General features: G+C 64.4%; 22 protein-coding genes. 10 read left to right on the top strand and 12 right to left on the bottom strand.

Annotation, left to right across the window (positions count from 1 at the left end):
* Nucleotides 1-309 (top strand): TOBE domain-containing protein (locus MUU55_RS20835; protein ID WP_244762678.1); only part of this gene is annotated, 309 nt, incomplete at its 5' end.
* 104 nt (nt 310-413) lie between these two features.
* Here the strand turns inward: MUU55_RS20835 and MUU55_RS20830 are convergent.
* The 12 genes from MUU55_RS20830 to MUU55_RS20775 all read right to left on the bottom strand — a co-directional run bounded on the left by MUU55_RS20830 (nt 414) and on the right by MUU55_RS20775 (nt 14,725).
* Nucleotides 414-1,214 (bottom strand): hypothetical protein, encoded by an 801-nt coding sequence (locus MUU55_RS20830; protein ID WP_244762677.1) that lies wholly within the window; start codon nt 1,212-1,214, stop codon nt 414-416.
* Between the two features lie 189 nt (nt 1,215-1,403).
* On the bottom strand, nt 1,404-2,570 hold the full coding sequence (locus tag MUU55_RS20825; RefSeq protein ID WP_244762676.1) for a PP2C family protein-serine/threonine phosphatase: 1,167 nt from the start codon (nt 2,568-2,570) through the stop codon (nt 1,404-1,406).
* 130 nt (nt 2,571-2,700) lie between these two features.
* Nucleotides 2,701-3,180, bottom strand: a complete 480-nt coding sequence (gene tssE, locus MUU55_RS20820; protein WP_244762675.1) for a type VI secretion system baseplate subunit TssE — start codon at nt 3,178-3,180, stop codon at nt 2,701-2,703.
* Nucleotides 3,181-3,189: 9 nt separating this feature from the next.
* Nucleotides 3,190-4,719 (bottom strand): type VI secretion system contractile sheath large subunit, encoded by a 1,530-nt coding sequence (gene tssC, locus MUU55_RS20815; protein WP_244762674.1) that lies wholly within the window; start codon nt 4,717-4,719, stop codon nt 3,190-3,192.
* Between the two features lie 7 nt (nt 4,720-4,726).
* Entirely contained in the window at nt 4,727-6,220 is a 1,494-nt protein-coding gene (gene tssC / locus MUU55_RS20810; protein WP_244762673.1) for a type VI secretion system contractile sheath large subunit, read from the bottom strand.
* A 4-nt stretch (nt 6,221-6,224) separates the two neighbouring features.
* Nucleotides 6,225-6,728 carry a type VI secretion system contractile sheath small subunit gene (gene tssB / locus MUU55_RS20805; protein ID WP_244762672.1) on the bottom strand — a complete coding sequence of 168 codons (504 nt, stop codon included), beginning with the start codon at nt 6,726-6,728 and terminating at the stop codon, nt 6,225-6,227.
* A 42-nt stretch (nt 6,729-6,770) separates the two neighbouring features.
* Nucleotides 6,771-7,904 (bottom strand): type VI secretion system protein TssA, encoded by a 1,134-nt coding sequence (gene tssA / locus MUU55_RS20800; RefSeq protein WP_244762671.1) that lies wholly within the window; start codon nt 7,902-7,904, stop codon nt 6,771-6,773.
* Nucleotides 7,905-8,131: 227 nt separating this feature from the next.
* Nucleotides 8,132-8,749: a DUF6931 family protein gene (locus tag MUU55_RS20795; RefSeq protein ID WP_244762670.1), complete on the bottom strand. Its 618-nt coding sequence runs from the start codon at nt 8,747-8,749 to the stop codon at nt 8,132-8,134.
* Between the two features lie 51 nt (nt 8,750-8,800).
* Complete coding sequence (locus tag MUU55_RS20790) at nt 8,801-10,837, bottom strand: type VI secretion system Vgr family protein (protein WP_244762669.1); 2,037 nt, start codon at nt 10,835-10,837, stop codon at nt 8,801-8,803.
* A 121-nt stretch (nt 10,838-10,958) separates the two neighbouring features.
* Nucleotides 10,959-11,435 carry an Hcp family type VI secretion system effector gene (locus tag MUU55_RS20785; protein WP_244762668.1) on the bottom strand — a complete coding sequence of 159 codons (477 nt, stop codon included), beginning with the start codon at nt 11,433-11,435 and terminating at the stop codon, nt 10,959-10,961.
* A 72-nt stretch (nt 11,436-11,507) separates the two neighbouring features.
* The gene (tssH, locus tag MUU55_RS20780) at nt 11,508-14,216 is read right to left on the bottom strand and encodes a type VI secretion system ATPase TssH (protein WP_244762704.1); all 2,709 of its coding nucleotides are present in this window, start codon (nt 14,214-14,216) and stop codon (nt 11,508-11,510) included.
* Nucleotides 14,217-14,362: 146 nt separating this feature from the next.
* Nucleotides 14,363-14,725, bottom strand: a complete 363-nt coding sequence (locus MUU55_RS20775; protein ID WP_244762667.1) for an STAS domain-containing protein — start codon at nt 14,723-14,725, stop codon at nt 14,363-14,365.
* A gap of 98 nt (nt 14,726-14,823) precedes the next feature.
* On the opposite strand from MUU55_RS20775, the gene MUU55_RS20770 reads away from it, so the two are divergent.
* The 9 genes from MUU55_RS20770 (at nt 14,824) to tssM (ending at nt 26,841) form a co-directional block, all read left to right on the top strand.
* Nucleotides 14,824-15,837: an ATP-binding protein gene (locus tag MUU55_RS20770; protein ID WP_244762666.1), complete on the top strand. Its 1,014-nt coding sequence runs from the start codon at nt 14,824-14,826 to the stop codon at nt 15,835-15,837.
* Nucleotides 15,834-16,214: a PAAR domain-containing protein gene (locus MUU55_RS20765; RefSeq protein ID WP_244762665.1), complete on the top strand. Its 381-nt coding sequence runs from the start codon at nt 15,834-15,836 to the stop codon at nt 16,212-16,214. The genes MUU55_RS20770 and MUU55_RS20765 overlap by 4 nt, the downstream gene beginning before the upstream one ends.
* A 1-nt stretch (nt 16,215) precedes the next feature.
* Nucleotides 16,216-17,295, top strand: coding sequence for a methyltransferase domain-containing protein (locus tag MUU55_RS20760; protein ID WP_244762664.1), 1,080 nt, complete (start codon nt 16,216-16,218; stop codon nt 17,293-17,295).
* Nucleotides 17,296-17,362: 67 nt separating this feature from the next.
* Entirely contained in the window at nt 17,363-18,121 is a 759-nt protein-coding gene (locus tag MUU55_RS20755) for an FHA domain-containing protein (protein ID WP_244762663.1), read from the top strand.
* The gene (tssJ, locus tag MUU55_RS20750; protein WP_244762662.1) at nt 18,118-18,675 is read left to right on the top strand and encodes a type VI secretion system lipoprotein TssJ; all 558 of its coding nucleotides are present in this window, start codon (nt 18,118-18,120) and stop codon (nt 18,673-18,675) included. Before MUU55_RS20755 ends, tssJ begins: the two co-directional genes overlap by 4 nt.
* A gap of 64 nt (nt 18,676-18,739) precedes the next feature.
* Complete coding sequence (tssK, locus tag MUU55_RS20745) at nt 18,740-20,071, top strand: type VI secretion system baseplate subunit TssK (protein WP_244762661.1); 1,332 nt, start codon at nt 18,740-18,742, stop codon at nt 20,069-20,071.
* A 10-nt stretch (nt 20,072-20,081) separates the two neighbouring features.
* The gene (gene icmH / locus MUU55_RS20740; RefSeq protein WP_244762660.1) at nt 20,082-21,539 is read left to right on the top strand and encodes a type IVB secretion system protein IcmH/DotU; all 1,458 of its coding nucleotides are present in this window, start codon (nt 20,082-20,084) and stop codon (nt 21,537-21,539) included.
* Nucleotides 21,536-23,326 (top strand): type VI secretion protein IcmF/TssM N-terminal domain-containing protein, encoded by a 1,791-nt coding sequence (locus MUU55_RS20735; RefSeq protein ID WP_244762659.1) that lies wholly within the window; start codon nt 21,536-21,538, stop codon nt 23,324-23,326. Before icmH ends, MUU55_RS20735 begins: the two co-directional genes overlap by 4 nt.
* Nucleotides 23,323-26,841, top strand: coding sequence for a type VI secretion system membrane subunit TssM (gene tssM / locus MUU55_RS20730; protein ID WP_244762658.1), 3,519 nt, complete (start codon nt 23,323-23,325; stop codon nt 26,839-26,841). Before MUU55_RS20735 ends, tssM begins: the two co-directional genes overlap by 4 nt.
* The last annotated feature ends 62 nt before the right edge of the window (nt 26,842-26,903 follow it).

Here is a 26,903-nt window from a genome sequence, read left to right as displayed (position 1 = left end):
TTCATCGGCTCGCCGCGCATGAACTTCGTCAAGGGCGAGGCGGCCAAGCCGTACAATGCGCCCACCGTCGGCATCCGGCCGGAGCACATAAAACTCTCGAAGGAGACCGGCAGCTGGAAGGGCGTGGTCGGCGTCGCCGAACATCTCGGCTCCGACACGTTCCTGCACGTCAATGTCGACGGCATCGGCATGCTCACCGTCCGCGCCGACGGCGACTTCCCCGTCACCCACGGCGATACCGTATGGCTCACGCCAGACGCAACACGCATCCATAGATTCGATGACAACGGATTGGCTGTGCGCGGTTGAAGCGCACGAAGCGCGGCCTTGTGCGGGCCGCGCCTGGCGGGGTCAAGCGAGGTATCTGCCTACGGCTGCCAATGGAGCGTCGGCGCGGTTAAGCTGCAGGCGCCTTACATCAGCATCAGCTTGTCGTTCAACGCCATCCAGCCGGCGGGCTCCCTGATCAGGGCGGCAGTGTCGTGTTTGCCGAAGATGCGGGTGAAGCTGCGTTTGGTGAAGATTTCGTAGAACATCGCCGAGGCGGGGCCGACGGGACCGTTGCGCCCGCCGAAGGCGCCGGCGATCACGGTTTCCTGGTAGGCGCGCCAATGCACCTCCATTGCGGTGCGGGCGACGAGCTTGCTGAGCGTGACCTTGATGCCGAGTTTCGCGACCGTCGTGGCGACGCTCGTGGCAAGGCCGACGGCGGGGATCGGAATGGCGGCGCCGGCGAGGCCCACGCCGCGAACGCCGATCTTGGCGACCTTGGCCTTCAGCATGGCATCGACCCAGCGGGTCACCGTCTCGCTCTTCTTGAAGCCCTTGCCGGCGGCCTTGATGCCAACGAGGTGGGCGGCGGTGGTGCCGACGGCGCTGCCTTCGCGAAGGATACTGCCGACATCGACAGCCGTCACGCCGGAGGCGAGACCGCCCGCGAGGCTGACGGCGCTGCCGCCAAGCCCCTTGAAGGTGCGGCCGGTAAAGTACTTGCGAGTCTTCGGCGACATGCCGTCATGACCGTTGGCAAGGAACGCCGGATTCGGGATGACCTTCTCGTCCGCGTCATCGGCGCCGTAGACTTCGCGCAGGAAGTGCACGAGGGCAATAACGCTGGATGCGGTGTCGTCCATGTCGGCGATGGATTCGACCACGCACCAGCAGACATCTTCCGCGTCGCTCTTGTCCAGAGCGCCAAAATTGATATTCGGCACGACTTTTCCTCCTCCGTGCGAGGCTTCGGGCAGCAGCCGTCCGCTCGCGGCGGCGCTACCTCATTGTTTTCACTGGATTGCGCAGGCGTCGCGTGATTCCCCTGCGACGGCGCAAGGCCCACGACAAGGCTACTGCAATGTCCCTGGGATTGACAGGGGGCAGTCGCGTTCCGGCTGCACTTTTCGTGCCTAACGCAACCGTCTGACGACCAGTACGGTGATGTCGTCGAATTGCGCGGCGCCGCCGGCAAAAGCCTGCGCCTTTGCGAGCACCGCGCCGGCCAGTTCCGCTGCCGGAAGCGTCCTGCTTGCGGAGATTTCGGCAAGGACGGCGTCGGTGCCGAATTGGGCCTGCTCGGCGTTCTGCATGTCCGAAAGACCGTCAGACGTCAGAAACAGGCAATCGCCCAGGGCAAGCATCAGATCATGGTCGTTGAAGTCGAGCCCGTCGATGACGCCGAGAGCGGGATCGGGCGGTGTCGCCACCTCGCTGACGCCGCCTGCGCCCGCCAGGACCGGATAGACATGGCCGGCATTGCAATAGGAAAGGCGCCCGGTCGACAGATCCAGGAAGGCAAGGAACAGGGTGACGAAGCGCGACTGCGGATTGTTCTTGTTGAGTTCGTCGTTGACGAGCGCGACGATTTCCGAGGGGCGCGGCACTCGGCCGGAGACGGCGTGGAACTGCAGCGTGCCGGCACGCAGCAGGCTGCGCGTGCGGGCCATGAACAGAGCCGCCGATGCGCCCTTGCCGGCGACATCGCCGATGGCAAGGGCGATGAGACCGGGCGTTACCTCGAAGACGTCATAGAGATCGCCGCCGATTTCCAGCGCCGGATCGACACTGGCGAAAATGTCGAGCACCGCCGGATCGACCGGAAAGGCGGTCGGCAGCATGGATTGCTGGCACAGCCAGGCTTCCGCAAGCTCACGTTCCAGCCGCTCTAGCTGGCGGCGGTTCAAGTCGCGCAGCAGCTTTCGCTCCAGAACCGCGCCGACGCGGGCGGCGAGCAGCGCGGGATTGAAGGGTTTGGGCAGATAATCCTCCGCGCCAAGCTCGATGCAGCGCACCACGGTTTCGATTTCCGAGGCGGCCGAGATCATCACGACTGAGGTGGTCTGAAGCCAGCCTTCATCCTTCAGCGCCTGGAGCGTATCGATACCGTTCATGCGCGGCATCATGACGTCGAGCAGGATGAGATCGAACGGTGCGTTACGGATCTTTTCGAGCGCATCAAGGCCGTCGCACGCCTGCTGGATATCGACGAGGCCCTGCCGTTTCAGGCGACGCGCCAATACGTCCCTGTTGTCCTCGACATCATCGACGATGAGGATTTTCGCCTGGGAGAAATCCAAAGAGGGCCTCATGAATGCGGTAAAAAAACAAACCCTAGAGTGTTCCCGATTACTGAGAGTTCACCGAATACTCTCGGGGAAGCAGTGCTTCGTGCGCCACGTTACGCCAGTCGCGAAACGTTGCAAGACGCTAGCGGCCGTTGATCGACATCGTGCCGGTGACGGGATCGATGGCGGTGTTGAAGATGACAGCCTCGCTGGAGGAATCCGTCTCGAGCAGCGCGTTGATCTGGAAGCGCAACACGCGTTCGATCTGGTTTTCCGGCACGATCAGCGAGACGGAAAGCTCTCGGAAACGCGGCTCGAATCGGCGGATGACCTCTTCGAGGGTCTTGCGGAACTGTTCCTGCTGGGCGGGCGAGGCGAGATGCTGGCTTTGTACCTCCTGCAGACCGTAGGAGAGGATCGACTGGCGAAGCTCGGTCAGCCGCGCGTCGTCGGACAGCCGGCCGGGCCGGGTGTTGAAGAGGATTTCGAGGTCGCGGCGCACGGATTCGTGCAGCTCCTGCATGGCACGGTCGGCGCTGCGGTCCGTCTCGATATTGTCGCCCTGCAGCAGCCGGTCGAAGAGCGGCAGGCGGGGTGGGACCTTGTTGGGGAGGCGAGCCATTGATGTCCCTTATCGTGTCCGCATGGTCTGCACTTCCGTGCGCATGCGAAAACCAGAGACGACCTGGTCGAACTGGAAATGCGGTTGGAGATGCAGCACGCAATTCATGACGCCGTGGCGACCGCTCACCTCGCTCATCTCGATGCGCGCGCCGGCAAGCGGATAACGCGCCTTCAGCTCCGGACCGGCGTCGGTGTTGCCGATCGTGTAGTTGCGCAGCCAGTCTTCCAGGTAGCGTTCCAGCTCATGCGGTGTCGTATATGCGCCGACACGGTCGCGAGCCATGATCTTCACATAATGGGCAAAGCGGCTCATGCACATGACATAGTGCAGCATGGCGGAAAGCCGGCCGTTAACTTGGGCGGGAAGCGCGCTGTCGGCGGGTGCCGCATAGAGCGATTGCGCTCCGAGGAAGACGACGGAACGGTCGAAATTCTGCGGCGTGAGCGCGATGAAGCCGAGCGCCTCCAGAATCTTCTGCTTCTTGTCGGTCAGCTCCACTTCCAGCGGGCGACGATAGGCGACGGCCTCTCCGGTCGAAAAACTGGCGACGGGAAGCTGGGCGACCACGCCGCCGGATTCGCGCTCGGTGCCGCGCGTTCCGCAGAGATCGGCAAACCAGCCCCGCTCGCGGAAGGCTCGGATGGCGATGACGCCGAAAGCGAAGGCGGCATTGCCCCAGAGCCAGGAATCGACGCCGGTGCCGCCCTCGCTGTAGCGGAAGCCGTCGAGCCGGGAGGCGCTGTCGCGATAGCGGTCGCGCAGGAGGATGCGGGGCATGGCGATGCCGAGGAAACGGCTGTCCTCGAGATCGCGCAATTGCCGCCAGCGGTGATATTCGGCGAGCTGGAAGCCGGAATCGAGCCGTTGCGCATAGGAAAGGTCGGCGAAGGTGGTGACGCCAAACAGCTCGGGTGCCGCACCCAGGATGCAGGGCGAAAAGGAGGCGGCCGCGACCTGGGCAAGGCCGGTCAGAGTACCGACATCGTCCTGGGTGCCCGTGCCGGGTGCCGGGCGGTGGCGCACGGCGTGATCGCAGAGCAGCAGGCCGTACGGCACGCCGCCGGGCATGCCATACTCTTCGTTATAGACCTTGGCGAAGAGCGTGCTCTGGTCGAACTCGATGGCACGGTCGAAATCGCGCGACAGTTCCGACCATGTGGCGTTGAAGAGTTTGACGCGAACCTTGTCGTCATTTCCCGTTTCGGAAAGCAGCAGGTCGACGCCGCGCCAGGAGGCTTCGAGGCGCTTGAAGTCCGGCTGGTGGATGATCGTGTCGATCTGGTCGCCGAGAAGAACGTCGAGGGCTGCTATGTCGCGCGTGAGAACCGAGCGGCGTGCGGCCTTGGGGCCGAACCAGAGACGGAGGCATTCTTCGGGGTCGTCGCTTGTCAGGAAGCGGTCGAGCGCATCGGTCTCGCCGTCCGCGCCGCTGCCGAGAGCGGCAGCGACAATGCGAAGCCGGAGACCGGCCTCGCGTTGTCCTGCACCATCGCCGCCGGAGGCGGAGTCCACGGCGATGGTGACATCTTCATCCATCCAAGCGTCAGCCCATCTGCGGGATGCGGGCGACGAGGCGCATGGAAGCGGTGAGTTCCTCCATCTGCAGCCATGGACGCAGGTAGGCGACGGCGTTGTAGGCGCCCGGCGAACCGGGGATTTCCTTCACCGTGACCTGGGCTTCGGCCAGCGGATACTGCGCCTTCATTTCGGCGCTCGCATCCGGATTGCCGTTGACGAAGTTGCGGATCCAGTTGTTCAGCCAGGTTTCGCAGTCGCTGACCTCGAGGAAGGAGCCGATCTTGTCGCGGCCCATGACCTTGAGATAGTGCGAGAAGCGCGAGGTGGCCATGATGTAGGGAAGGCGGGCGGAGATCGCCGCATTCGCCGTCGCATCCGGCTTGTCGTACTTCTTGGGGCGCTGCGTCGTCTGGGCACCGAAGAACACCGCATAGTCCGTGCTCTTGTAGTGGCAGAGCGGCAGGAAGCCGAGCTTGGAAAGCTCCGCTTCGCGACGGTCGGTGATGCCGATTTCCGTCGGGCACTGCTGGTCGGCATCGCCATCGTCGCTGGTGAAGGTGAAGGTCGGCAGGTTTTCCACCTTGCCGCCGCCTTCCGCACCGCGGATAGCGACGCACCAGCCGTATTTCGCGAAGGCCGAGGTCAGGCGCTCGCCCAGCGCATAGGATGCGTTCATCCAGGAAAATTCGTTCGATTTCATCTTCGATACGACGCCGTTGTCGTCGATCGGCGCTTCCTCGAACTTGAATTCCTCGATCTGCTTGCCCTGCGAACCGTAGGGTACGCGGGCCAGAACGCGCGGCATGGTGAGCGTGACGAAGCGGCTGTCGTCGCTGTCACGGAAACCGCGCCACTTGATGTATTCCGAGCTGTCGAAGATCTTTTCGAGATCGCGCGGCTTGGACAGTTCCGTGAAGTTTTCCAGGCCGAACATCTTCGGGCTTGCGGCCGAGATGAAGGGCGCGAAAGAGGCGGCGGCGACGTTCGACATGCCCTGCAGCACTTCGAGGTCTTCCGTGCCGTTGCCGAATTCGAAGTCGCCGATCAGCGCACCGTAGGGCTCGCCGCCGGGCGTGCCGAATTCGTTTTCGTAGAGCTTCTTGAAGATCTGGCTCTGGTCGAACTCGACGGCCTTCGTCAGGTCCTTGTGCAGTTCCTTCTTCGTCATGTTGAGAACGCGGATCTTCAGCGTGGAGCTGGTCTCCGAGTTCTTGACGAGATAGTTGAGGCCGCGCCAGGAGCCTTCCAGCTTCTGGAACTCCTCGTTGTGCATGATCGCGGTCAGCTGCTTGGAGAGCTTCTCGTCGATGGCGGCGATCGCCTTGTTGAAGGTCTGCGTCAGGTTCTTGCTGAAGGTGACGGTGCCGGAAAGGGCTTCCGACGTCAGCGTGCGCAGGAGGTCCTGGATCTCGTCCGGTTCGGCAGTCTTGGTGACCTGGATGGCCTGGTCGAGAAGGCTCAGCGAACCGGTTTCCTCGGTGGCGGCTGTACTGCTGGCTGCTTGGGTCTCGGCGCTCATATCCTTACTCCTTCTCTGCGCCAAGCTGGCCGGCGAGCGCCGTCAGCTTGTCGGTGTTCTGCAGGACTTCCTCGAGCAGGCTTTCCAGCTCTTCGGAGCGGTCGACCTTGGACATGAGGTCGCGCAGCTTGTTGCGCACGGCGAGCAGCTTGCGAAGCGGCTCGACCTGGTCGACGATCGCGCCGGGCTCGAAGTCGTCGATCGACTTGAACTTCAGCGAGACCGGAAGCAGCGATTCGTCGCCGGCCAGCGTGTTCTCGACCTTGAATTCCGCGCCGGGTGTCATGCGCTGCATGACATCGTCGAAATTGTCGCGGTCGACTTGGATGAACTTGCGGTCCCGCAAGGCCTTCTGCGGCTCATAGGGCTTGCCGGAGAAATCGCCGATCACACCGACGACGAAGGGCAGTTCCTTGCGGACCTGTGCGCCTTCGGTCTCCACGTCGTAGGTAATGTGGACGCGCGGTGCGCGCACTCTCTTCAGTTTCTGTTGAACGCTCTCTGCCATGGTGGCCCCCTCTTCAAGCGGTGGATGATGTGCAACTCGTTATCAGTAACCCTGTTCGGCCGGCTCCGGCGGCTTGATGCCCGCCGCCAGCAGGATCCGCTGCAGATGGGACGGGTCCTCGACCAGTTCCAACAGCAGTTCGGGCAGGCTCATGCGCGCTCGCCGGACGGCGTCGTCGAGCGTATAGGACATGGGCGAATGGGGCTCCGTCTTGCGGAAGTAGGCGGCGATGCGGGACAGCTCCGCCAATGCCTCTTCTCTCGACTGGTAGCCTTCGATCTTGCGCACGACGACGGTGGTGGTTTCTCCCGTCCCCGATCCGGCCGTCTCGCCCTCTTCCGCCGGACCGGATTCCTCGCTGGCTGCAGAGTAATTCGCGACGGCCAGCTTGTCAGCGGCGAAGTGGGTGATCGACCTCGATATTTCCTCCAGCAACTCCCGCAACGCCGAAACGGGCGGCGCATCCGCGCCGGCCGCCACATCGAAGGCGCTGGACATGTCCGCCAGCGCCGCCAGGGCTTCCACGATGGCCGCCTGGGTTTCGGCGAAGAACGAGGCCGGGGTATCGGCCACGCTCTCCATGAACTGCTCCATGGTCACGGCGCCGTTATCGATACGCTCCTGGCGACGGTTGTTGTCGGTGACCTTGGCGAGATCCGTCGCCTGCTCGTAGTTCCACAGCGAGAAGCTGCCCTGGGATCCCTGGGTGATCGACACGAGCCGGATCGGCTGGATGAGCGTGCCGACAGCGCCCGAACCGTTGAGACCGGCGACCGCGGAGACCTTGCCCTCCACACCATCCTCGTCGAGTTCCGGATAGCAGCTTCCCCAGAAACCGGTCACGAGGCCGGTCATCACTTTCAGCCCGTCGCGCAGACCGGCAAATCCCTCCTGGCGCAACAGCGCCTCGATCAGCCAGGCGGCGATTTCGAGATCCTTGCCATGGCCGCCGAGGATCTCACCTGCCGTATCCGCTACGGTGCCCCATTCTTCCGGCGGCGCGCCACCGATTTCGACGGTGGCGCGTTCGGCCGACCGGGCAGCGTTGCGGGCGTCCTTCGTGCGATAGTAGAGCGAGGTGGACGAACTGTCCGAGCGCGGGTCCACGCCCGAAGGTGCTTCCTCCGAGATCGGCTGGAGCAGAGCATCGACATCGATAACCTGCGGCAAAGCCATGGGTAGAGATCCCTTCTTCCCTCGCGGGGCGATCACGGGGTATCGGCTAAAGGCCGCTTCCGCCGCACGTCAAAATCAGAATGCACTCGTCTTGTTCATGCAGGCCCGGCCGCAAGTCGCTGCGCATTGTGGGCCTGCTTACTCGGGTACCGCTGTTTACGCGGGGCTGGAGTTGAATGCTTAGCCCCAAATACTTAATCGATCTTGAAGCGCATCTTGCGATTCCTTCAGGTTCCGGTTGCGCCCGTCGGCCGCTCTCCAGGTAGCCATCCGTTGCCCCCATTGGCAACGCTGACCCCCCGCACGATGGCCGTTTCGAACCGGTCGGTCAGTGTCGTCGCGTCTCCCGCCGTGATCGACAGAAGCACGGAAGCGCCCACGCCGATCGGGCCCAACCGAGGGTCCGCGTCCGCATCCGGCATGCCCTGCGGCGCAAGGCTCCCGCCCGACCAGAAGACGGCGAGTGCCGCATAGGCCGCAGCACCCGTGAAGTTGGCCGATTCGGCGCATTCCATGCAAGAGCGGCGATGGGCTTCGTCCGGCGCGTAGACCCAGGCGGCCGCGCGCTCCATGCACAAGAGTTCCAGTTCGGTCGGGGCATGCAGATTGGTCTTCGCCACCACATAGGCCCACCAGATCGCCTCGCGAATCGGCAGGGCGAAGGCCAGGAAGCGGATGGCGTCGCCAATATTCTCCGCATCGACGAGCAGCGACAGGAAACCCTGCGGCGAGAGATTGGGCAGCAGGAAAGGCCGGGCCTCGGCAGAGAGGTCCGCCCGGCCGCAGATCTCCTGCGCCGTTTCGGCCGTCACCTTGCGGAAGGCTTCCGTCTGGATCTTCACCATCTGCCCTTCGTTCTATCCAATGTCCCTGCACGACCCGCTTGCGGGCCGGGCCTAGTTGATTTTCACGATGCCGCCCTTGACGACGACCATGCCGTCGCCGGCGACGTTGACGATCGGTCCCTTGACGTCGGCCTTGGCGGAGCCCTGGATGGTCAGCGTTACGCCCTTCATGGTGATACCGGCCGGTGTCAGTTCGATCGTGCTGCTGCCGCATTTCAGCGTGATGCCCTGCATCGCCTCCAGCGTGATCTTGCCGGCACTCGCCTTGGTCGTCTGGTTTCCCTTGGTCAGGGTCAGACTGTCGTTGCCCATGGACAGCTCGACGGTCCGATTGCCCTTCTTGAGGGTCAGCCCGTCATTGCCGGTGGACAGCGTGACGGCGCGGTTGCCCGTGTCGATATCGAGCGTCTCGTTGCCCTTCTCGATCTTTTCGGTGCGGTTGCCCTTCTTGATCGTCAGGCTTTCATTGCCTTCGGTGATCGTCGTGGTGCGGTTGTTCTTGATCGTGCGCTTCTGGTCGTGGCCGACATCCAGAGTGTCGTCGTTCTCGACCTCGCGCAGAAAGTCCTTCTCGGCGTGGAAGGCTATCTTTTCCTCGCCCTTCTTGTCTTCGAAGGAGAGCTCGTTGGCGTTCGCCGTCTGGCCGGATTTGGTGCTGCGGGTCAGAAGCCCGCTCTTCGTCATGTTACCGGGCAACGCCCAGGGCGGCATGTTGTCGGCGTTGTAGACGGCACCCGTCACAAGCGGCCGGTCCGGGTCGCCGTCAAGGAACTGCACCACCACTTCCATGCCGATGCGTGGCACGAAGACCGAGCCCCAGTTGCTGCCGGCAAGCGACTGCGCCACGCGCACGAAGCAGGAGCTTTTTTCATTTTTCTTGCCGTAGCGGTCCCAGTGGAACTGGACGCGGATGCGGCCGTATTTGTCCGTATGGATCTCCTCGCCCGAGGGGCCGACCACGACGGCGGTCTGCGGTCCCTGAACGACGGGCTTGGGCATCGGCAGCGGATTACGGGCGATCCGCGATGCGGGCATGCACGTGAAACTGTTGCGATAATAGGGCTTCACCTCGGTGCCGGGCCGCGTGGTGAAATGCGCGCGGTCGATGGCCTCGTGGTGGACCTCCGTCAGCACGAGGCGCCGGTTTTCCGCGGCGACGGGATGGCCTTTCAGGGTGAAGGCATGTCCGCCGGTGAAGCTCGCGCATGTGCCGGCGCCCGTGGCGGTCTCGAAGCCGGCCTCGGCAGCGTCGATGGCGATGGCGGCGAATTGCTTGAGGCTGGCGGCCTTCACCGAGGCGCCGGGGAAGCGGTAGTGCTCCCATTTCTTGGTCGATGCGGGCGGCTGGTTCGTCTTGCGCTCGCCCTCGATATTGTTGGCGGGCTTCTCGAAATCGTAGTCCTCTATATGCCAGACGGCATCGGTGAGGCTGGCGCCGGTATCGAAGGCATGTACGCTGTCGACAGCCTCTTCCTGCGCCTGGCGATACTCGACCGTCGCCTGCAGGCCATCGGCATAGGCGGAGGCATTGTCGGCCAGCACCAGCTTGTGCTCGCCATCCTTGTGCTTGAAGAAATAGAAGATGCCCTCTTCGGCGAGGATGCGCTGGAAGAAATCGAAATCCGTCTCGCCGAACTGGACGCGATATTCCGAGGTCTCGTAGGTCGCGTTCAGCTTTTTTTCGAAAGGCACGTCGCTGTCGCCCAGCAACTGTTCGGCAATAGCGACGACGGTTTTTTCCTGAAAGACCTTGTGGTCGGAAGTGCGCTGCAGGAGCCAGAGGCTCGGCGAGATCGTCAGCGTGTAGAGCCGATGGTCGTTGCGTGTGAAGGCGCCGGCCGAAAAGGACGTGACGATGCCGTTGACGAAACGACGCTTGCCACCGGGCCTTGCAAGCGACAGCGTCACGCTCTTGCCGAGCAGCGTCTTCGGATCGATTGTGGTGCGAGGGGAAAGGGCGCTGACCGTGAAGGAAAAGAGGCTGGAAATGCCTTCGGTGCCGCGGGCTTCGGTCGCGACGAAGGCGTTTTCCCCGAGCGGTGTCTCGAGGGTGATCCAGCGGTCCTCTTGAACTAGGGTCGTCGCCATAGGGGATTATTGCCCGATGGATGCGCGTCGGGCACGCATCGCCGTAGGAATGCTGTCGAAATCGGAGCACGGCCGCGGCATCTGGCGGCGGCCGTGCCCTGAAGGGGCCTGAAGCGGGCGATCAGCCGCTCTTCGTCGTGGTGAGGTCGTAGTTGACCGTAACCGGCGTGCCGCCCTTGTTCTTGTCATCATAGGGGATGAACTTGAACTCGAGCTTGGTGAAGTTGATCGAGATCGATTCCGTCGGACGGTCGCCGCCCGACGAGACGCTGTAGCCCGAGATGAGGGCGTTGGTCAGCACGTATTCGACATAGGTGTTGCCCGGATTGCCGGTGCTGACGAGGTGGATTTCCACCTTCTTGCCGGCGGTACCCGTCACCGATTCCGTGAACAGCTTCGGCGAGGCGCCGTCGAGCTGCTTCGTCACGACGACTTCGCTGATGTTCGGTTCGCTCGCTTCGCGGTTCGCGGTCGAGCCGGCCGGCGTGGAAATGCCGCGGCCGGTGCCGAACGACAGCGATGTGATGTCGATCCACTTCTTGTGGGTATCGTGTGTCGCTTCCCCGTCGATGCCTTCGTATTTCAGATAGATTGCCATTGTGCGCTCCCTTCGTATTCGGATTGAGATCGATCGATATGTCCGGGGCGGCATGCGGCCGCCCGGTATGCCTTACTTCGCTGCCGCCAGTTCCGCCGGCTGTTCCGGTTGCACCACCGTACCATCCGAGGGTTGCGCGTGGAATTCGAATTGACCGTTCTCGTCGAGAACGGCTTTCAGACCGCCGACCTGCCCGCCCTCCGCCATGACGGCGAGCACGTGGGAGGAAAGGCGCGGCAGAAGCCCACGCGAAAGAATATATTCGATGTTGCGCGCACCGCTTTCCACCTCGGTGCAACGGCTGGCGATCGCCTCGACGAGCGAGTCGTCCCAGGACAGCGTCGCGCTGTAGTTTTCCGCAAAACGCTTGCGGATGCGGCCGAGCTGAAGTGCGACGATCTTGCGGATGACGTCGTCGGCAAGCGGAAAATAGGGTACGACCGAGCAGCGGCCGAGGAAGGCCGGCTTGAAGCTCTTCAGGAGTTCCGGCCGGATGGCCTCCGTCAGCTCCGTCACGTCAGGGCGCTTGTCCGGATCGGCATAGAGCTTGTGGATGAGATCGGTACCGGCATTCGAGGTCATGATGATGACCGTGTTCTTGAAGTCGATGTCGCGGCCTTCGCCGTCGCGCAGCATGCCCTTGTCGAACACCTGGTAGAACACGTCCTGCACGCCCGGATGGGCCTTTTCCATCTCGTCGAACAGAATGACCGAATAGGGGCGCCGCCGTACGGCCTCCGTCAGCACACCACCCTCGCCATAACCGACATAACCGGGAGGCGAGCCGACGAGCATCGAGACCTTATGCTCTTCCTTGAATTCCGACATGTTGATGACGGTGAGGTTCTGTTCGCCCCCATAGAGCAGATCCGCCAGCGCCAGGGCCGTTTCGGTCTTGCCGACACCCGACGTGCCAACCATCAGGAAGACGCCGATGGGCTTGCGCGGGTCGAGCAGTTTCGCACGCGAGGTGCGGATCGTCTCGGCGATGGCTTCCAGCGCATGCGACTGGCCGATCACGCGCTCGCGCAGCTTGTCGTTGAGGCCGAGGATCGTCTTGATCTCGTTGGAGACCATCCGGCCGACGGGGATGCCCGTCCAGTTGCCGACGACTTCGGCGATTGCCTGGCTGTCGACGGTCACCCGCATCAGCGGGTTTTCCCCCTGGAGCGCTTCCAGTTCGCCGTTGAGGGTGGAAAGCTCCGCCTTCATCTCCTCGGCACTTTTGTCCGCTGGCGTATCGTCCGGTGCGGTCAGGGCATCGTGCAGGCCGCGAATGCGGGAGACGAGATCCTGCTCGCGCTTCCACTGATCCTCGAGTTTTTCAAGCTCTTCGGCAACGCGCACACGCTCGTCGTTGAGATCGGCGATGCGGGTCTTGTGATCGGTGCCGATCCTGGTTTCGCGGGCGAGCACGCCCAGATCGACGTCGATCATGTCGAGCCGGCGGCGGCGGTCTTCAACAGCGGCCGGAATGGCGTTGCTGGCGATGGCGACGCGGCCGCAGGCCGTGTCGAGCAGGCTCACGGCCTTATCAGGCAATTGGCGGCTTGGAATGTAGCGGCGGGAAAGGCGCACGGCGTCTTCCACGGCTTCCGCCAGAACGCGCACGCCATGATGGCGCTCGAGCGTGGGAATGAGGCCGCGCATCATGGCGATGGCCGCCTCGTCGCCGGGCTCCTCCACCTTCACCACCTGGAAGCGGCGGGTCAGCGCCGGGTCGCGTTCGAAGTATTTTTTGTATTCGGCCCAGGTCGTGGCGGCGATGGTGCGCATCTCGCCGCGCGCCAGAGCGGGCTTCAACAGGTTTGCGGCGTCGTTCTGGCCGGCGGCGCCACCGGCGCCGATCAGCGTATGCGCCTCGTCGATGAACATGATGATCGGCTTGGCGGAGGCCTTGACCTCCTCGATCACCTTCTTCAGGCGGTTTTCGAATTCACCCTTCATGCCCGCACCGGCCTGCAGAAGGCCGAGATCGAGCGAGAGAAGTTCGACATCCTTGAGGGCGTCGGGCACTTCGCCGGCAGCGATCTTGAGCGCAAAACCTTCCACGACCGCGGTCTTGCCAACGCCTGCCTCGCCGGTGAGGATCGGGTTGTTCTGGCGCCGCCGCGTGAGGATGTCGACGATCTGGCGCGTTTCTGAATCGCGGCCGAGCACCGGGTCGATCTTGCCGTCGCGCGCGCGCGCCGTGAGGTTGATCGTATATTGGTCGAGCGCCGAGCCGCCCACCGCGCCACCGGCGGAGGAGGCGGCGGCCGACGTGCCGTCGGATGCGGCACTTCTGCTGCTGCCTGCGGCCGACTGGCCGGATTCGCTGCTGCCCGAGACGATCTTGAGAAGGCTGGTCTTCAGCGTTTCCGCATTGATTCGGGCGAATTGCGCGGAGGCGTCGCGGGCAAGTGCCGAAAGGCTATCGTCGCCGAGCAGGCTGACCAGCAGATAGCCGCTGCGGATCGACGTGTCGCCATATTGCAGCGAGCCGTAGATCCAGGCCTCCCGCACCCATTTCACGACATTGGGCGTTAGCGCCGGCGAACGGCTGTTGCCGGTCTTCATCCGGTCGAGGACCTTGGTCAGGTCGGCCGCAAGCCGGCTTGTATCGATCTCGAAATGGCGCAGGATCGCCGCGACATCATTGTCCGACGCCTCGATGAGCTTGGCGAGCCAATGCTCGATCTCGACATTGTAGTGTGTGCGCGACAGCGTCAGGCCGACCGCACCTTCGAGCGACGAACGGCAATACGCATTCAGTCGCCCCACGAGCGATTGCAGATCCACGTTCAGCAAGAAAGCCCCCCAGCTTTTGCCGCGCTGATCAGACAACCACAGATCAGCGCAAAAGACGAATCACATCAAAACACATATGGCGGAATTGTAACCAACTTAATTCCGAGTTCCCGTAAAAGTCCACGGACCGGATCGCTTCAGCCAACGATTGCGGCGTCGACCGTCGCATAAATCGGAAACAACCTTAAGAAACCGCTCATTTCGAACACCAGCCGGATACGGCTGTTGAGGCCGGCCAACGCCATGCTGCCGCCGGCCGCGCGAATTTTCTTGGCGGCGGACAGGAAGGCGGAGAGGCCGGTGCTGCTGATATAGTCGAGACCTGTCAGATCGATGACAAGATGCACGTCTCCCCGCTCGATGACGGCGGTCAGGTGCCGGTCGAAGAGGGGCGAGGTCTGGCTGTCGATCCGCCCGCTCGGGGTGACGACGAGCTTGTTGCCCTGCCGGGCCTCGGCGATGTTCATGGTGATATTGACCTTACGCTTTTCGTTGATCACTCTGCACGTCGCCTGACGGCGTCGAATGCGGGCGATGATTCCAGAAAGTTGTATCACTTGCCACAACCTTTTTTGAAACTCCGCGGTGGGCCGGCGTGATGGCGGGCGATCCGCTGTCGGACGCCGCGCTGGTCGCGCAGCTGCGCAGCTCGCTTGCGCCGCAGCGCTTTCCCGTGCGCCGCGAAACGGAGCTCGAAGGGGGCGCCTGCGACGCGGGCGACACGGTTTCCTTCCACGATCATTTCTGGCCGGCGCGCTCGGTGCTGGCCGTCAGTGCGGTGCGGGTTGCGGGTGCCGACATCGCCGCCGCCTTGCGGGCGACCGGCGTCAAACAGTTGATCCGCGCCATTCTCAGCAAGGTGCATACCGCCGGTGAGGCGCTGGAGGCGCTTTCCGCACGGATCGATACGGCCGGCCTCGACATCGCCCTTCTGGTCATCGACGTCGTGGCCGGCGTCGCCTCGGGCGCCGCGCGCGGCAAGGCGGGGGTAACGATCGGGAGCCATACGGCCCTGGCGGCCGGCGACATGTTGTGGCTTGCGGCGGGTGACATGGGCACCCCGGAGGAAGCGACTTTCGCTTCTGTCGAGGGGATCGCTGCCCCGGTGCGTGCCCGGATCGGCCACGGCAAATCGGGTGCGGTCTGCGCGCTGCTTTTCAAGACGCGTGGCCGTCTTGCGGAGGAGACGGTCTTTTCGATCGGCAATACGCATGGCGATATCCAGGCGGCGAGCGAGAAGGTGCGGCGCTTTCTGGAAATGCACGGAACCGGCGAGGAGGAGCTGACCGGCATCGACGTCGCGCTCGACGAGGTGCTGACCAATACCGTCAACTACGGCTTTGAGGACGGCAATGCGCACGAAATCCTTCTTTCGCTTGCCGTCGATGCGGGACATCTCACCATCGAGGTGCAGGATGACGGGCGGCCTTTCGACCCGCTCGGCATTCCCGCCCCCGATCTCGACGCCGATCTCGAAAGCCGGCAGATCGGCGGGCTCGGTATGCATTTCGTCCGCACGCTGCTTGACAGGGTCTCCTATGAGCGCCGTAATGGCTGGAACGTCTTGAAACTGGAAAAGCAGCTCGCCGGCCGGGCGGAGAAGGCATCATGAACGCCGCGCGCATGGGGGATATGGTCAAGCAGGACGCGCCGCATTGCCATGCGCCGATTCATCCGGCGGCGCTCGTCCCGACGCCCCAGCCGCATCCGGCCCTGCCGATCCCGATCATCAAGGGCCAGCCCAATGTGCTGATCGGCAACATGCCGGCGGCACGGGTGACCGACACGACGCTGATCTGCTCGCTGCCGGGCTGCATTCCCGGCGGTCCCGGCATGATCTCGAAGGGCTCTGCCACCGTGCTGGTCGGCGGCCTGCCGGCGGCGCGCATCAACGACCTGACGCTGCATCCCGCCTGCGTCGCGCCGATCCCGAGCCCTGTCGGAAAGATCCTGCCGCCCGGCTGCCCGACCGTGATGATCGGCGGCTAAGGTGCGGCTTTCTCATTTCGAAACACTGCGGCCGATCTGCCCCGTCTGCCGGCTGAACGGTCAGGACGGTCCGCTGGCCTTGACCACCGTCGAGGCTGAGGCGGCCGGCGATGTTCAGAGCGGCATTCTTACCTGCCAGAGCTGCGGCTCGGAATATCCCATTCTCGACGGCATGCCGGTCATCGTGCCGGAGGTGCGCCGTTTCGTGCAGGAGAACCTGTTTTACCTGCTGGCACGCAACGACCTCACACCGGCCGTCGAAAGTCTGCTGGGCGACGCGGCAGGGCCGGGAAGCGGTCTCGAATCGATCCGCCAGCATGTGTCCTCCTATGCCTGGGACCATTGGGGGGATCAGGATCCCGCTCCCTTCACGCCGGCGCCGGGCGGTGGCCAGCCTGGAGCGGTCTCGCGCAATCTTGCCGAAGCGTTCGACAGGCTTGGCGATAATCTGCCGGAGGGGCCGGTGCTCGACATCGGCTGCGCGGCGGGGCGCACGGTCACGGATGCAGCCGTACGGCTTGGCCGCGACGTCATCGGTATCGACCTTTCCGTGCCGCTGGCCCGGATCGGCCGGCGGGCGGTGGTGGATGGACGCATCGACTACGGTCTGCGCCGCGTCGGCCTCGTCTACGACCGGCGGTCCTATCGGCTCGGACATCAGGCAGGGGCGCGCGGGGACGTGTGGCTTTGTGACGCCCTGGCGCTGCCCTTTGCCGCCGGCAGCTTCGCGCTCGCCATCGGCATGAATGTCGTGGACTGCATGCGCGATCCGCGCGCCGGGCTGATCGAGATCAGTCGCGTGCTGGCGGATGACGGGCGGGCGGTTCTTTCCGTTCCCTTCGACTGGGCAGGGCAGGTGACGCCGGTGGAGGCATGGCTCGGCGGCCATTCGCAGCGTTCCGGTCACGCCGGCAGTCCCGAGGCGATCCTCGATCTCCTGCTTTCCGAGGGGCCGCTTGCGGCGGGCCATCTCAGGCGCACGGGCGCGGTCGGGGAGGTTCCCTGGCACGTGCGGTTGCATGACCGGTCTTGCATGTATTATTCCGCTTATCTTGTAGTCGCCCGAAAAACGGTAGGGTAAGATTTCCGCCAGCGATTCTGTCTATTCGTGTCGGCGGGGAGAAGCGGATCGCAAGCGGGGGTGGACCATGCGATTGCGACTCGTACTCAGGGGGCCGGAGCGCCTGACGGCTGGTCTGCGGGAAAGAACCGTAGAGACGGGATCCATTGTCATCGGCCGGTCGGACGAAGCCGATTGGGTCCTTGCCGACCTTGAACGCATTGTTTCCAAGCGGCATTGCCGCATCGAGCGTCAGGCCGGCGGTTTCCTCCTCACGGACATGTCGACCAACGGCGTTCTGGTCAACGGCGTGCCGCTCGGCCGTGAGGTGGGCAAGATGCTGGTCGATCGGGACGTGCTGACCCTCGGCGACGCGGTCATTGCCGTCGCCATCGAAACGGATCCCCCGATGGAAAGCACGCCGAGCGTGCAGGCCGTTCCGGCCGGCGATCCCTTCGCGGACGGTCCGTTCGGTTTCGACGAGGCGGCGCAAGGCGCTGCAAAGACGGCCGTCCTGCCGGAAACGACAGCGGAGAATGCCCGAGGCAAGGTTGCTGTCCTACAGGATTGGTGGGTGCCGGAAGCGACGGGGCGAGAGGGCGACACGAAACCTGTGGATATCTCCGGGGGTGTGGACGTTGCCTCGAATGAAAATACCAATGTGGCGGGCGCGGCGGTAGCCTCTCCGGTGACTGCGGAGGCGAATCTCGTTGCTGAAGCGGAAGGGCTTGATGTGGCGGTGTTCGCCAGGACTGTTGAAATGGCGATGTCGGTCTTGTCGATAGACGAAAAAAGAAAGTTTGAGGGGCAGTTGCGTGACCTTCTTCGCAAGGAGAGGGTGGGTTGACGACTGGATTGTCTCCAGCGGTATCGGGGTTGAACGGGTTGCGCGCGATTTTCTCGCGCCTTTTCGTGTTGGTATGCCTATGCGTCGTCGCGGTGTCGCTTGCCGGCTGCGGCCTTGGGCAGAAAAAGCCGCCACCGACGGAGATCGAGATCAAGCCGGCGCCGGCAGCGGCGAGCCTCGACGTGATCGCCGTCGCGTCGCCGCTGGTCAATCCGGGGCCCGATGGTCTGCCGCAACCGGTCGTGATGCGCCTCTATCAGTTGAACGGCGAGACGGCATTCGCCAATGCCAGCTTCCGCCAGCTCTGGGAGGCGGACGCCGAGACGCTCGGACCGACCATGCTCGGCAAGACGGAACTCTATTTCGCGCCGGGCGAGGTGCAGAGGGTGAAGGCCAACCTGATCGAAGGCGCCACGATCATTGCCGTGGTGGTCGGGTTCCGCAATTTCGAGGAGGCCAAGTGGCGTGCGATGGTCGGGCTTCAGGGGGACAAGAAGTTCAAGCTCAAGGTCGACCTGAAGACGCTATCCGTCGAAATGGGTCCGCAGGACTGAGATAGCCGAGGGGCATGGCGGTGTGCGGGCGGGGCCCGTGTCGCCAGCATAGGGAAGGGTACGGATGTCGTTCGATGACAAGGTGATCTGGTCGGAGGGGATGTTTATCCGCGCCCAGCACTTCCAGCAGGAAGCGCGCCATTTCGAGCGCCAGCTGCGCGCCCGCACGAAGGCCCTCGTGCCCTATGGCTGGGGCCTGACGGACCTGCGCCTCAACCGTGAGCTCCTTTCCATCGGCCAGTTCGCCGTCGAGCGTGCCGCCGGCGTCTTTGCCGACGGGACGTCCTTTTCTCTCCCCGACGATGGTGTCCGCCTGCCGCCGCTGATGTTGAACGAGAACGTCCGCAACGCCGTCATCTACCTCACCGTGCCGCTGACCGAACCGGGCGGGCGCGAGGTGGCCGAGGTCGAGGCCGAACTGACGACACGATATACGCTTGCCGAGATCGACATCGCCGACGCCAACAGTTCCGATCTTTCGGCGGCCCCGATCAATGTCGGCAAGCTGCGCCTGCGTTATGGCCTGGAGACAAGCGACCGCAGCGGCTTCGTCAGCATCGGTCTCGCGCGCATCGTCGAGGTGCGCAGCGACAATTCCGTGGTGCTCGACGAAAGTTACGTGCCGCCAGCCATGGACTGCGCCGTTTCGCCGATCCTGTCGGGCCTGCTGACCGAGATCGTCGGCCTGCTCAACCATCGTGGCGAGGCGATTGCCGGTCGGCTGGCCGGCACCAATGTCGGCACGGCCGCCGAAATCACCGACCTGATGATGCTCCAGACGATCAATCGCTGGCAGCCGGTCTTTGCCCATATGGCTTCCGCCACCCTTGTGCATCCCGAGCGGCTGTTCGTGGCGATGATCGGCCTTGCCGGCGAGCTTGCCACCTTCACCACCGCCGGCCACCGGCCGCGCCCCTTCCCGACCTATGATCACGAGCGCCTGCACCTGTCCTTCGCACCGGTGACCGCCGCCGTGCGCCAGGCGTTGAGCGCCGTCTTGGAGCGCAGCGCCATCACCATTCCGCTCATCGAGCACCGCTACGGCATCCGCGTCGCCGACGTGCCGGATCGTTCGATCTACGGGAAGTATTCCTTCATTCTGGCGGCCAAGGCCGACATGCCGGCCGATGCCTTGGTGCGCCGGCTCGTCGGGCAGATCAAGATCGGTGCGGCCGAACAGATCACGGAACTGGTGAATGCGGCCCTGCCGGGTATCATGCTGCGCGCGCTTCCGGTCGCTCCCCGCCAGATCCCCTACCACACCGGCAAGGCCTATTTCGAACTCGACCGCTCCAGCCCGATCTGGAAACAGGTCGCGGCCGGCAACGGTCTTGCCATCCATGTCGCCGGTGACTTTCCGGCGCTCGAACTCGACCTTTGGGCCGTGAAGGATTGAGGAGGCGCATGTGAACGACCCATTCGCCGGTCTTCCCGGCGCCGACGATACGATCCGCAGACCCCTGGGCGGAGCGCAGCCGCGCCAGACGGTCGGCTTCGGACAGGAGGCACTTGGAGGCAACGCCTTTTCCGGTGGCGGAATGGCCAATGACGGCGGGTTCTTTGCCGCCCGCCCGGCGGCTTCCGAGCGCCAGGACCTCGATTTCGGGCTCGACGTGCTGCCCGTGGAGCGGGCGCGTCACCGCGGGGATCCCGCGATCGAAAAGGCCTTCGACCTTGCGGCCGTCAATCCGCTGGTCGGTGCTGCTTCGCCGCTGCTCTGGCTCGCCGGGCGGCTGAACGAAAGTGCAGCGCCCGACGACATCGCAGAATTCCGCCGCCGCGTGCTGGAGGAAATCCGCAATTTCGAGACCGCCGCCATGGCGCGCGACATACCGGACCGGTTGGTGCGCGTCTCGCGCTATGCGCTCTGCGCCGTTATCGACGACATCATCCTCAACACGCGCTGGGGTGCGACGACCGGCTGGGCGAGCCAGAGCCTCGTCTCCATCCTCTACAACGAGACCTGGGGCGGCGAGCGGTTCTACGATCTGCTGCAGCAGCTTCTGCAGCAGCCGGAACAGAACATCGACGTGCTCGAACTGATGGCGATCTGCCTTGCCATCGGCTTCAGCGGCAAATACCGCGTCATGGATGGCGGGCAGGGGCAGTTCGCACGTCTGCGACAGGATCTCTACCGCGTCATTCGCCGCGTGCGCGGGCCTTATGAGCGAAATCTCTCGCAGGTCTGGCAGAGTGCGGCCGCACCGCACCGCGCCCCGCGCAGCATGGCGGCGCCTTGGGCGGCGGCACTCGCGCTGCTGGCGCTGCTCGCCGTCGTCTGGGCCTTCTCCTCGATCAGCCTGCGCTCCAGCATGGAAGAAACCGCCGCCGAGATTGCAGCCCTCGTTCCGGGCATTCCCATGCTTGTCGAGCGTGCCGGTATCCCGACCATTCCCGATCCGGTGCCGCCGGTGCGCAAGACGCAGATCCAGCGGCTGTCGGAGGCGCTCGCGGCCGAGGTTTCGGATGGCCGCGTCGAGGTAGCCGGCATCGGCGACAAGGTCGCGATCCGCATGCTGAAGGCTTCGTTCCCGTCCGGTGGCACCGATCTCGCGCTCGGCGAAGAGCCGCTGATCACGCGGATCGGCGACGCGCTGGACAGCGAAAACGGCGCCATCGTCGTCGTCGGCCATACGGACAATATTCCCGTCGGCGCGGGCAGCCCGCTTGGCGACAACATGGCGATCTCTCTGGCGCGCGCCCGTTCGGCGGCACAGATGCTGCAGCGTCATGTCGATGATCCCGCCCGGATCACCTTCGAAGGGCGCGGCGCCAACGATCCGATCTTGCCGAACACCAGCCAGGAGAACCGCGCGCGCAACCGTCGCGTCGAATTCCAGATCCCGGCGGAAAAAGTCCCATGAGGCCATGGCTGCTGCTGTTCTGGCTTCTCGGGCTTGCGGCCGCTCTCGCCGCGAGCTGGTTTCTGACGCAGCAACCGCTTGTCGCGGATCCGAATATCCGCCCGCTTCTGCCGCTCGTGCCCGTCGTGCTCTGGGCTCTTGTGCCGGTGCTCTTCTCCCGCTTTTTCCTGAAGCGTGGCGCTACGCCGGAAACGCCGGCCCTGCGCGAGTTGCGCCGGCAGGTCTCGGCCTTTCTCGCCGATCGCGGCCTGAAGGGCGCGCGCGGGCGCTATTCGGTGCCGTTCTTCCTCGTCGTCGGCCCGCCGGGCAGTGGCAAGACCTGCCTGCTGGAGGGGGCGGAGATGCGCCTCGGCATGCCGAAAACCATCGGACCCGCCAATTGGTGGGTGGGGCCGGATGCGGTCTTCATCGAGGCGCAGATTTCGGAAGGGGCGGGTGAGTTGTTCCGTCTTTTGCGCGCCGTCAAGCCGAAATTGCCGGTCAACGGCATATTGTTCGTTGTCAGCCCCGCCGATCTTGTGCTCGCCGACCAGCTCGAACAGCGCATGACCGCCGAGACCGTGGCCGCCTGGTTCCGTCAGGCCGATGAAATGCTCGACCAGACGCTGCCGGCCTATGTGCTCCTCTCGCGCACGGACCTCGTGCCGGGTTTCCAGGAGATTTTCGAGCGCATCGAGCCCGCCGACCAGGCGCAACCCTGGGGATTTGCCCTGCCCTACGACCCGAAGGAGCCGAAGACGGTCGAGGCGCTGCATGCGGAAATCGACGCCGGTTTCGGTGATATCGTCGAGACCATGCGCCGCCGGCATATCGAGCTGCTCTCCAAGGAAGCCGACGCGATCCGTTGCGGGCATATAAACGGTTTTTCCGCGCAGATCGCCGCAATCCAGCGCATCGTCATGCCGATCATCGACGCCATGCTGCCCGGAGGCAGCGGCGCATGGCGGGGTGTGCTGCTGCGCGGCATCTTCATGACCAGTGCACGTCAGGAAATGCTCTCCATCGACGCCTTACTGCCGGAGCTGTCACGCCGTTTCGCCATGCCGAGAAGCGGCATGCTGCCACCGGACCTCGGCGTCGATGACGAGTTGAACCGCGGTTATTTCATCAGCGGCGCCGTCAAAAAGGCGATCCTGCCGGAAGCCGGGCTCGTGCTGAAGGAGCGGCAGGGTTCCTCGCATCCGCTGCTGCACTGGCTACCGTTTGCGGCCGCTTTTCTCCTTTGTGCAGCAGGTGGCTACACGCTGTTTTCGACCTTCGACCATGAGATCGGCCTGCGCCGTCAGGCGCAGGAGGCGATTGGCGACGCGGCGCCGCTCACCAGTCCCGCCAAGCGCAGTGATGTACCGCGCATGCTCGCCACCCTCGACCGGCTCGATGCCGTCGGTGCGCGGCTGGCGGCGGAAAAGCCGGTGCCGGCCTATGCCTTCTGGCTCGACAAGCGCGACATGCTGCGAAACGGCATTGCCGACGCCAAGCGGGCGGTGCGGGTCAATGCGCTCGTGCCGGAGGTGGCCGCCTGGCTCGAGGCCGATCTTGTCGACGACACCAACGATACGGCGACCCTCAACGACCTGATCACCCTCGCCGACATGGCTGGTGATCCGGCATCTCCGGCGCTGAAGGCCTGGCTCGAAAGACGTGCCGTAAAAATCGCAGGCGACGCGCAGGATCGCTTCGTGGAAGAGGCGCTTGCCGCCATCGACGAAGCGGGCGGCCTTGCGGTAGACCGGGCCTATGTCGACGCGGCACGCCGGCGTGTCGCCTATCGGGAAAGCCTGACGTGAGCGTGCGCGGGCGGATCAGGAAAGGATTTCGGACGCTGCGGCGGCCGGGTGTCGTCCTGACGCTCGCCGTGCTGTTTCTGGCACTTCTCATCTGGTTCGTCGGCCCGCTGATCGCCTTTGGCGACATGCGTCCGCTGGGTTCCGCCGCCGCGCGCCTGTCCCTTCTCCTGATGCTTGCTCTTCTGTGGGGCGGTCTCGGTTTTCTCATTCGAATCAAGCGCAGCAATGAAGAAGAGGCCTTGATCTTGGCCCTGCGCAAGCAGGAGGAAGAGGCCGCGTCCCGCACCGACAAGGAGAAGGCTGCCACTGAGGCCGAGATTTCCGCCTTCCGCGAGGCTGCGGGCCGGGCCATGGGCCTCTTGCGCCGGGGCCATGGCGATCTCTTCGTTAGCGCACGTTATGCACTGCCCTGGTACATGCTGCTCGGTACGGACGGTGCCGGAAAGACTGCGCTGGTGCGTGCCAGCGGCCTGACGCTGCCGTTCGACGGAGACGGCCCGGTGGAGGCGCCCTCAGCCCGCTTCCACATCAGCGACCAGGCCCTGCTGATCGAGTTTGCCGGCAGGCTGACCGCAAGCGAAGAGCCGCAGGCGAGGCAGCTCTGGTTCGAAGCGCTCCAGCACATCAGAGGCCTGCGCTCCCGCCAGCCGGTCAACGGCATCATTGTTGCGGTGAGCGTCGATGAACTGCTTGCCATGCTGCCGGAACAGGCGGCGGCCTATGCCACATCCATCCGCCAGCGGCTCGACGAGGCCGTGCAGCGCCTGCGCGCCAATGCGCCGGTCTATATCGTCGTCACCAAGCTCGACCGGGTCGTCGGTTTCGAGGAATTGTTCGAAGACTTGACGACGGAGGAGCGCGCGGCCGCTTTCGGGCTTCCGATCGCGCCCGATATCGGCGGCGACGTGCGGGGGCCCTCGGAAGCGCTCGACCGCGGCTTTGCCGGGCTGACCGAGCGGATCATGCAGCGCCAGTTCGTCTGCCTTCAGGAGGAGCCGGACGAACTGCGTCGTCGGCGCGCCTTCGAATTCCCGGCGCAGTTCGCACTGTTGCGCGAGCGCATCCAGCCCTTCGTACAGCAGCTCGCCACGCTGCACCGTTTCGGCACCGCGACGAACCTGCGCGGTGTCTTCTTCACCTCCTGCCGGCAGTCGGGCGATAATGTCGATGCGCTGGCCGGCTCGCTCGCTCCGCTGTTCGGCCGCTCGCCCGCGACATTGTCGCTGGTGCCCGATCCCGGCATGCGGCGGGTACGGCCCTTCTTCCTCTACGGCCTGTTTCGCAAGGTCATACTGCCCGAGGCCGACCTTGGCGGCCTGACGCGACCGGCGCTGGTCGCGGCGCGGATGAAGGACCTCGCGATCAACATCGTACTCGGCGTCGCGGCCTTCGCGCTCCTTGTTTTCTGGTGGTTCGGTTTCAGCGACGGGCGAAGCTATGTCTCCGGTATAAGGGATCAGACGACGACGGCGCGCGGCGAGATCGCCGAGGCGGTGCCGGGCGGTGCGCTTTCCATGCGCTTCGAGCCTGTCCTGACGGTGCTCGACCGGTTGGCGGCCATCGCCGCAACGGAGCCGCGTGGCTCGACTTTCGGCCTCTACAGTCCCGGGCCGGTGCAGTCGGAGGCGCGCAAGGCCTATGACAAGGCGCTGGCGAACCTGTTTTTTCCCTTCGTTTGGCAATATCTGCGGCAGGGGCTTTCCAATCCCGCGACGCCGGCCGCACTGCGCTTCACCCAGTTGAAATTCTACCTGATGCTGACGGGCGAACGCCCGGCGGGCCGCGAGACGGCGGCGCTGCTCGGCCCGGATTTCGCAGCCAACTGGATGCTCTACGACCGTAGCGAGGCTGTCGACCGCCGCCTTGCCGCGCATTTTTCCGAACTCGCCTCGATCTCATTTTCGACGCCCGATGCGGATCCGGCGCTTGTCGAAAAGGCACGTGCGGAAATCACCAACTACAGTCTCGCGCGGCTTGCCTACGATCTTGCGCTCGATCTTCCCGAGGTGAAGGCGATGGCGCCGTGGCGGCCGGTCGATCACATGGGGCTGGCTGGTCCCGAGGCGCTGGCGCGCGTCAGCGGCGCCAGTTTCTTCGATGGGATCGAAGGCATCTACACCAAAGCCGGCGTCGGCGTGATGATGCGGGCCTCGGGCGAGGCGGCCGAGACGCTGGCCGATGACCTCTGGGTGATGGGGCGGCCCGATACGGCGCTCGACCGCGAGCGGGAAGCGGGCCGCATCCGTGACGGCCTCGCCGATCTCTATCGCGTCACCTATATGAGCCGCTGGGACAGCCTGCTCGCCGATCTCGGCATTGCCGGGGATACCGACCCGCGCCGCCTCGCGGATGCCGTCGCCATCGTTGCCGGCAACCCGTCACCTGCCAAGGAGTTGCTCGTCGCCGTCGCCTCCGAGGTCGACCTGCAGGATCTCTCGACGAGTGCCGCGGATGCCATCGAAACGCTTGCCGCCGAGCGGCTGTCGCAGGTCACGAAAACCGTGCGTGCGCCGCGCCGTGTCGTCAATGTACCGCAGTCCGTCACCAGCCATTTCAAGGCGTTCCGCCAGGCCGTCGTGCCGGCGGCGGAGGGCCAGCAGGCGCCGCTCGACGACATGCTGGCAGCGCTCGAACCGCTCTATCGCCAGCTCAACCACGTGGCGGCTGGCGGCGATGTGCTGGAACTTGGTGCCGAGCCGCAGACGCTGCTTGCCCAGTTGACCGACCGCAACGGCAAGCTTCCGCCGAGCCTTCAGCCGTTCTTCGCCCGGATTCTCGCCCAGGCCGGCGCGATCACCGGCGGCAGTTCTCGGGCGCGTCTGGTGGAAATCTGGAACTCGACCGTGCTGCCGCTCTGCACGGCAACGACGAGCGGGCGTTATCCCTTCGATCCGGAGAGCATCAATGACGCTTCCCTCGACGACTTTTCCCGCCTGCTTGGCCCGCAGGGCGCGATTGCCGGTTTCCGCGACACCTATCTGAAGCCCTATATCGACCGGACCACGAAGCCGTGGCGCTGGAAGACCGGCCAGCAATTCGGACTGGGTTTTTCGGATGAGGTCCTGGCGGCTTTCGAGAAGGCAGACGATATCACGACGGTGTTCTTTGCCGGACAGGAAAAGCCGAATGTCGATTTCACCGTCGAGGTCGGCAAGCTCGATCCGACGGCGCGCGCCTTCCTCATCGATATCGGCGGCAAGGTGGCGAGCTATACGCATGGCCCGCCGGCCGGTACGCAATATCTCTGGCCGCCGGAAAATCTCGTGGCCGGTGTCGCCATGTCCATGACGCCGGAGATGGAGGGCCAGCGCAATATCCTGACGGAGCAGGGTGCCTGGGCGCTCTTCCGTCTGTTCGACCAGGGCAGGAAGATCGAGAAGAACCCGACCGACGTCGTCACCTACCAGTTCCGGCTCGGCAAGCGTGCGGTCCTGATGCGCCTCACCGCGCCCGCAACGCGCAATCCCTTCGCCCGCGACGTGCTCTCGCCGTTCACCTGCCCGGCGCTGCTATGACGAGGCGTGGTTTTCTTGACAGGACGCGGACGTCCATGAAACCGTCTTGGCGCGCCCGGTTC

This window comes from Shinella curvata, from assembly GCF_022899935.1.
Lineage (GTDB): Bacteria > Pseudomonadota > Alphaproteobacteria > Rhizobiales > Rhizobiaceae > Shinella > Shinella curvata.
Note: the sequence above shows the minus strand (reverse complement) of the source record. Positions and strands in the feature narration are given on the sequence as shown.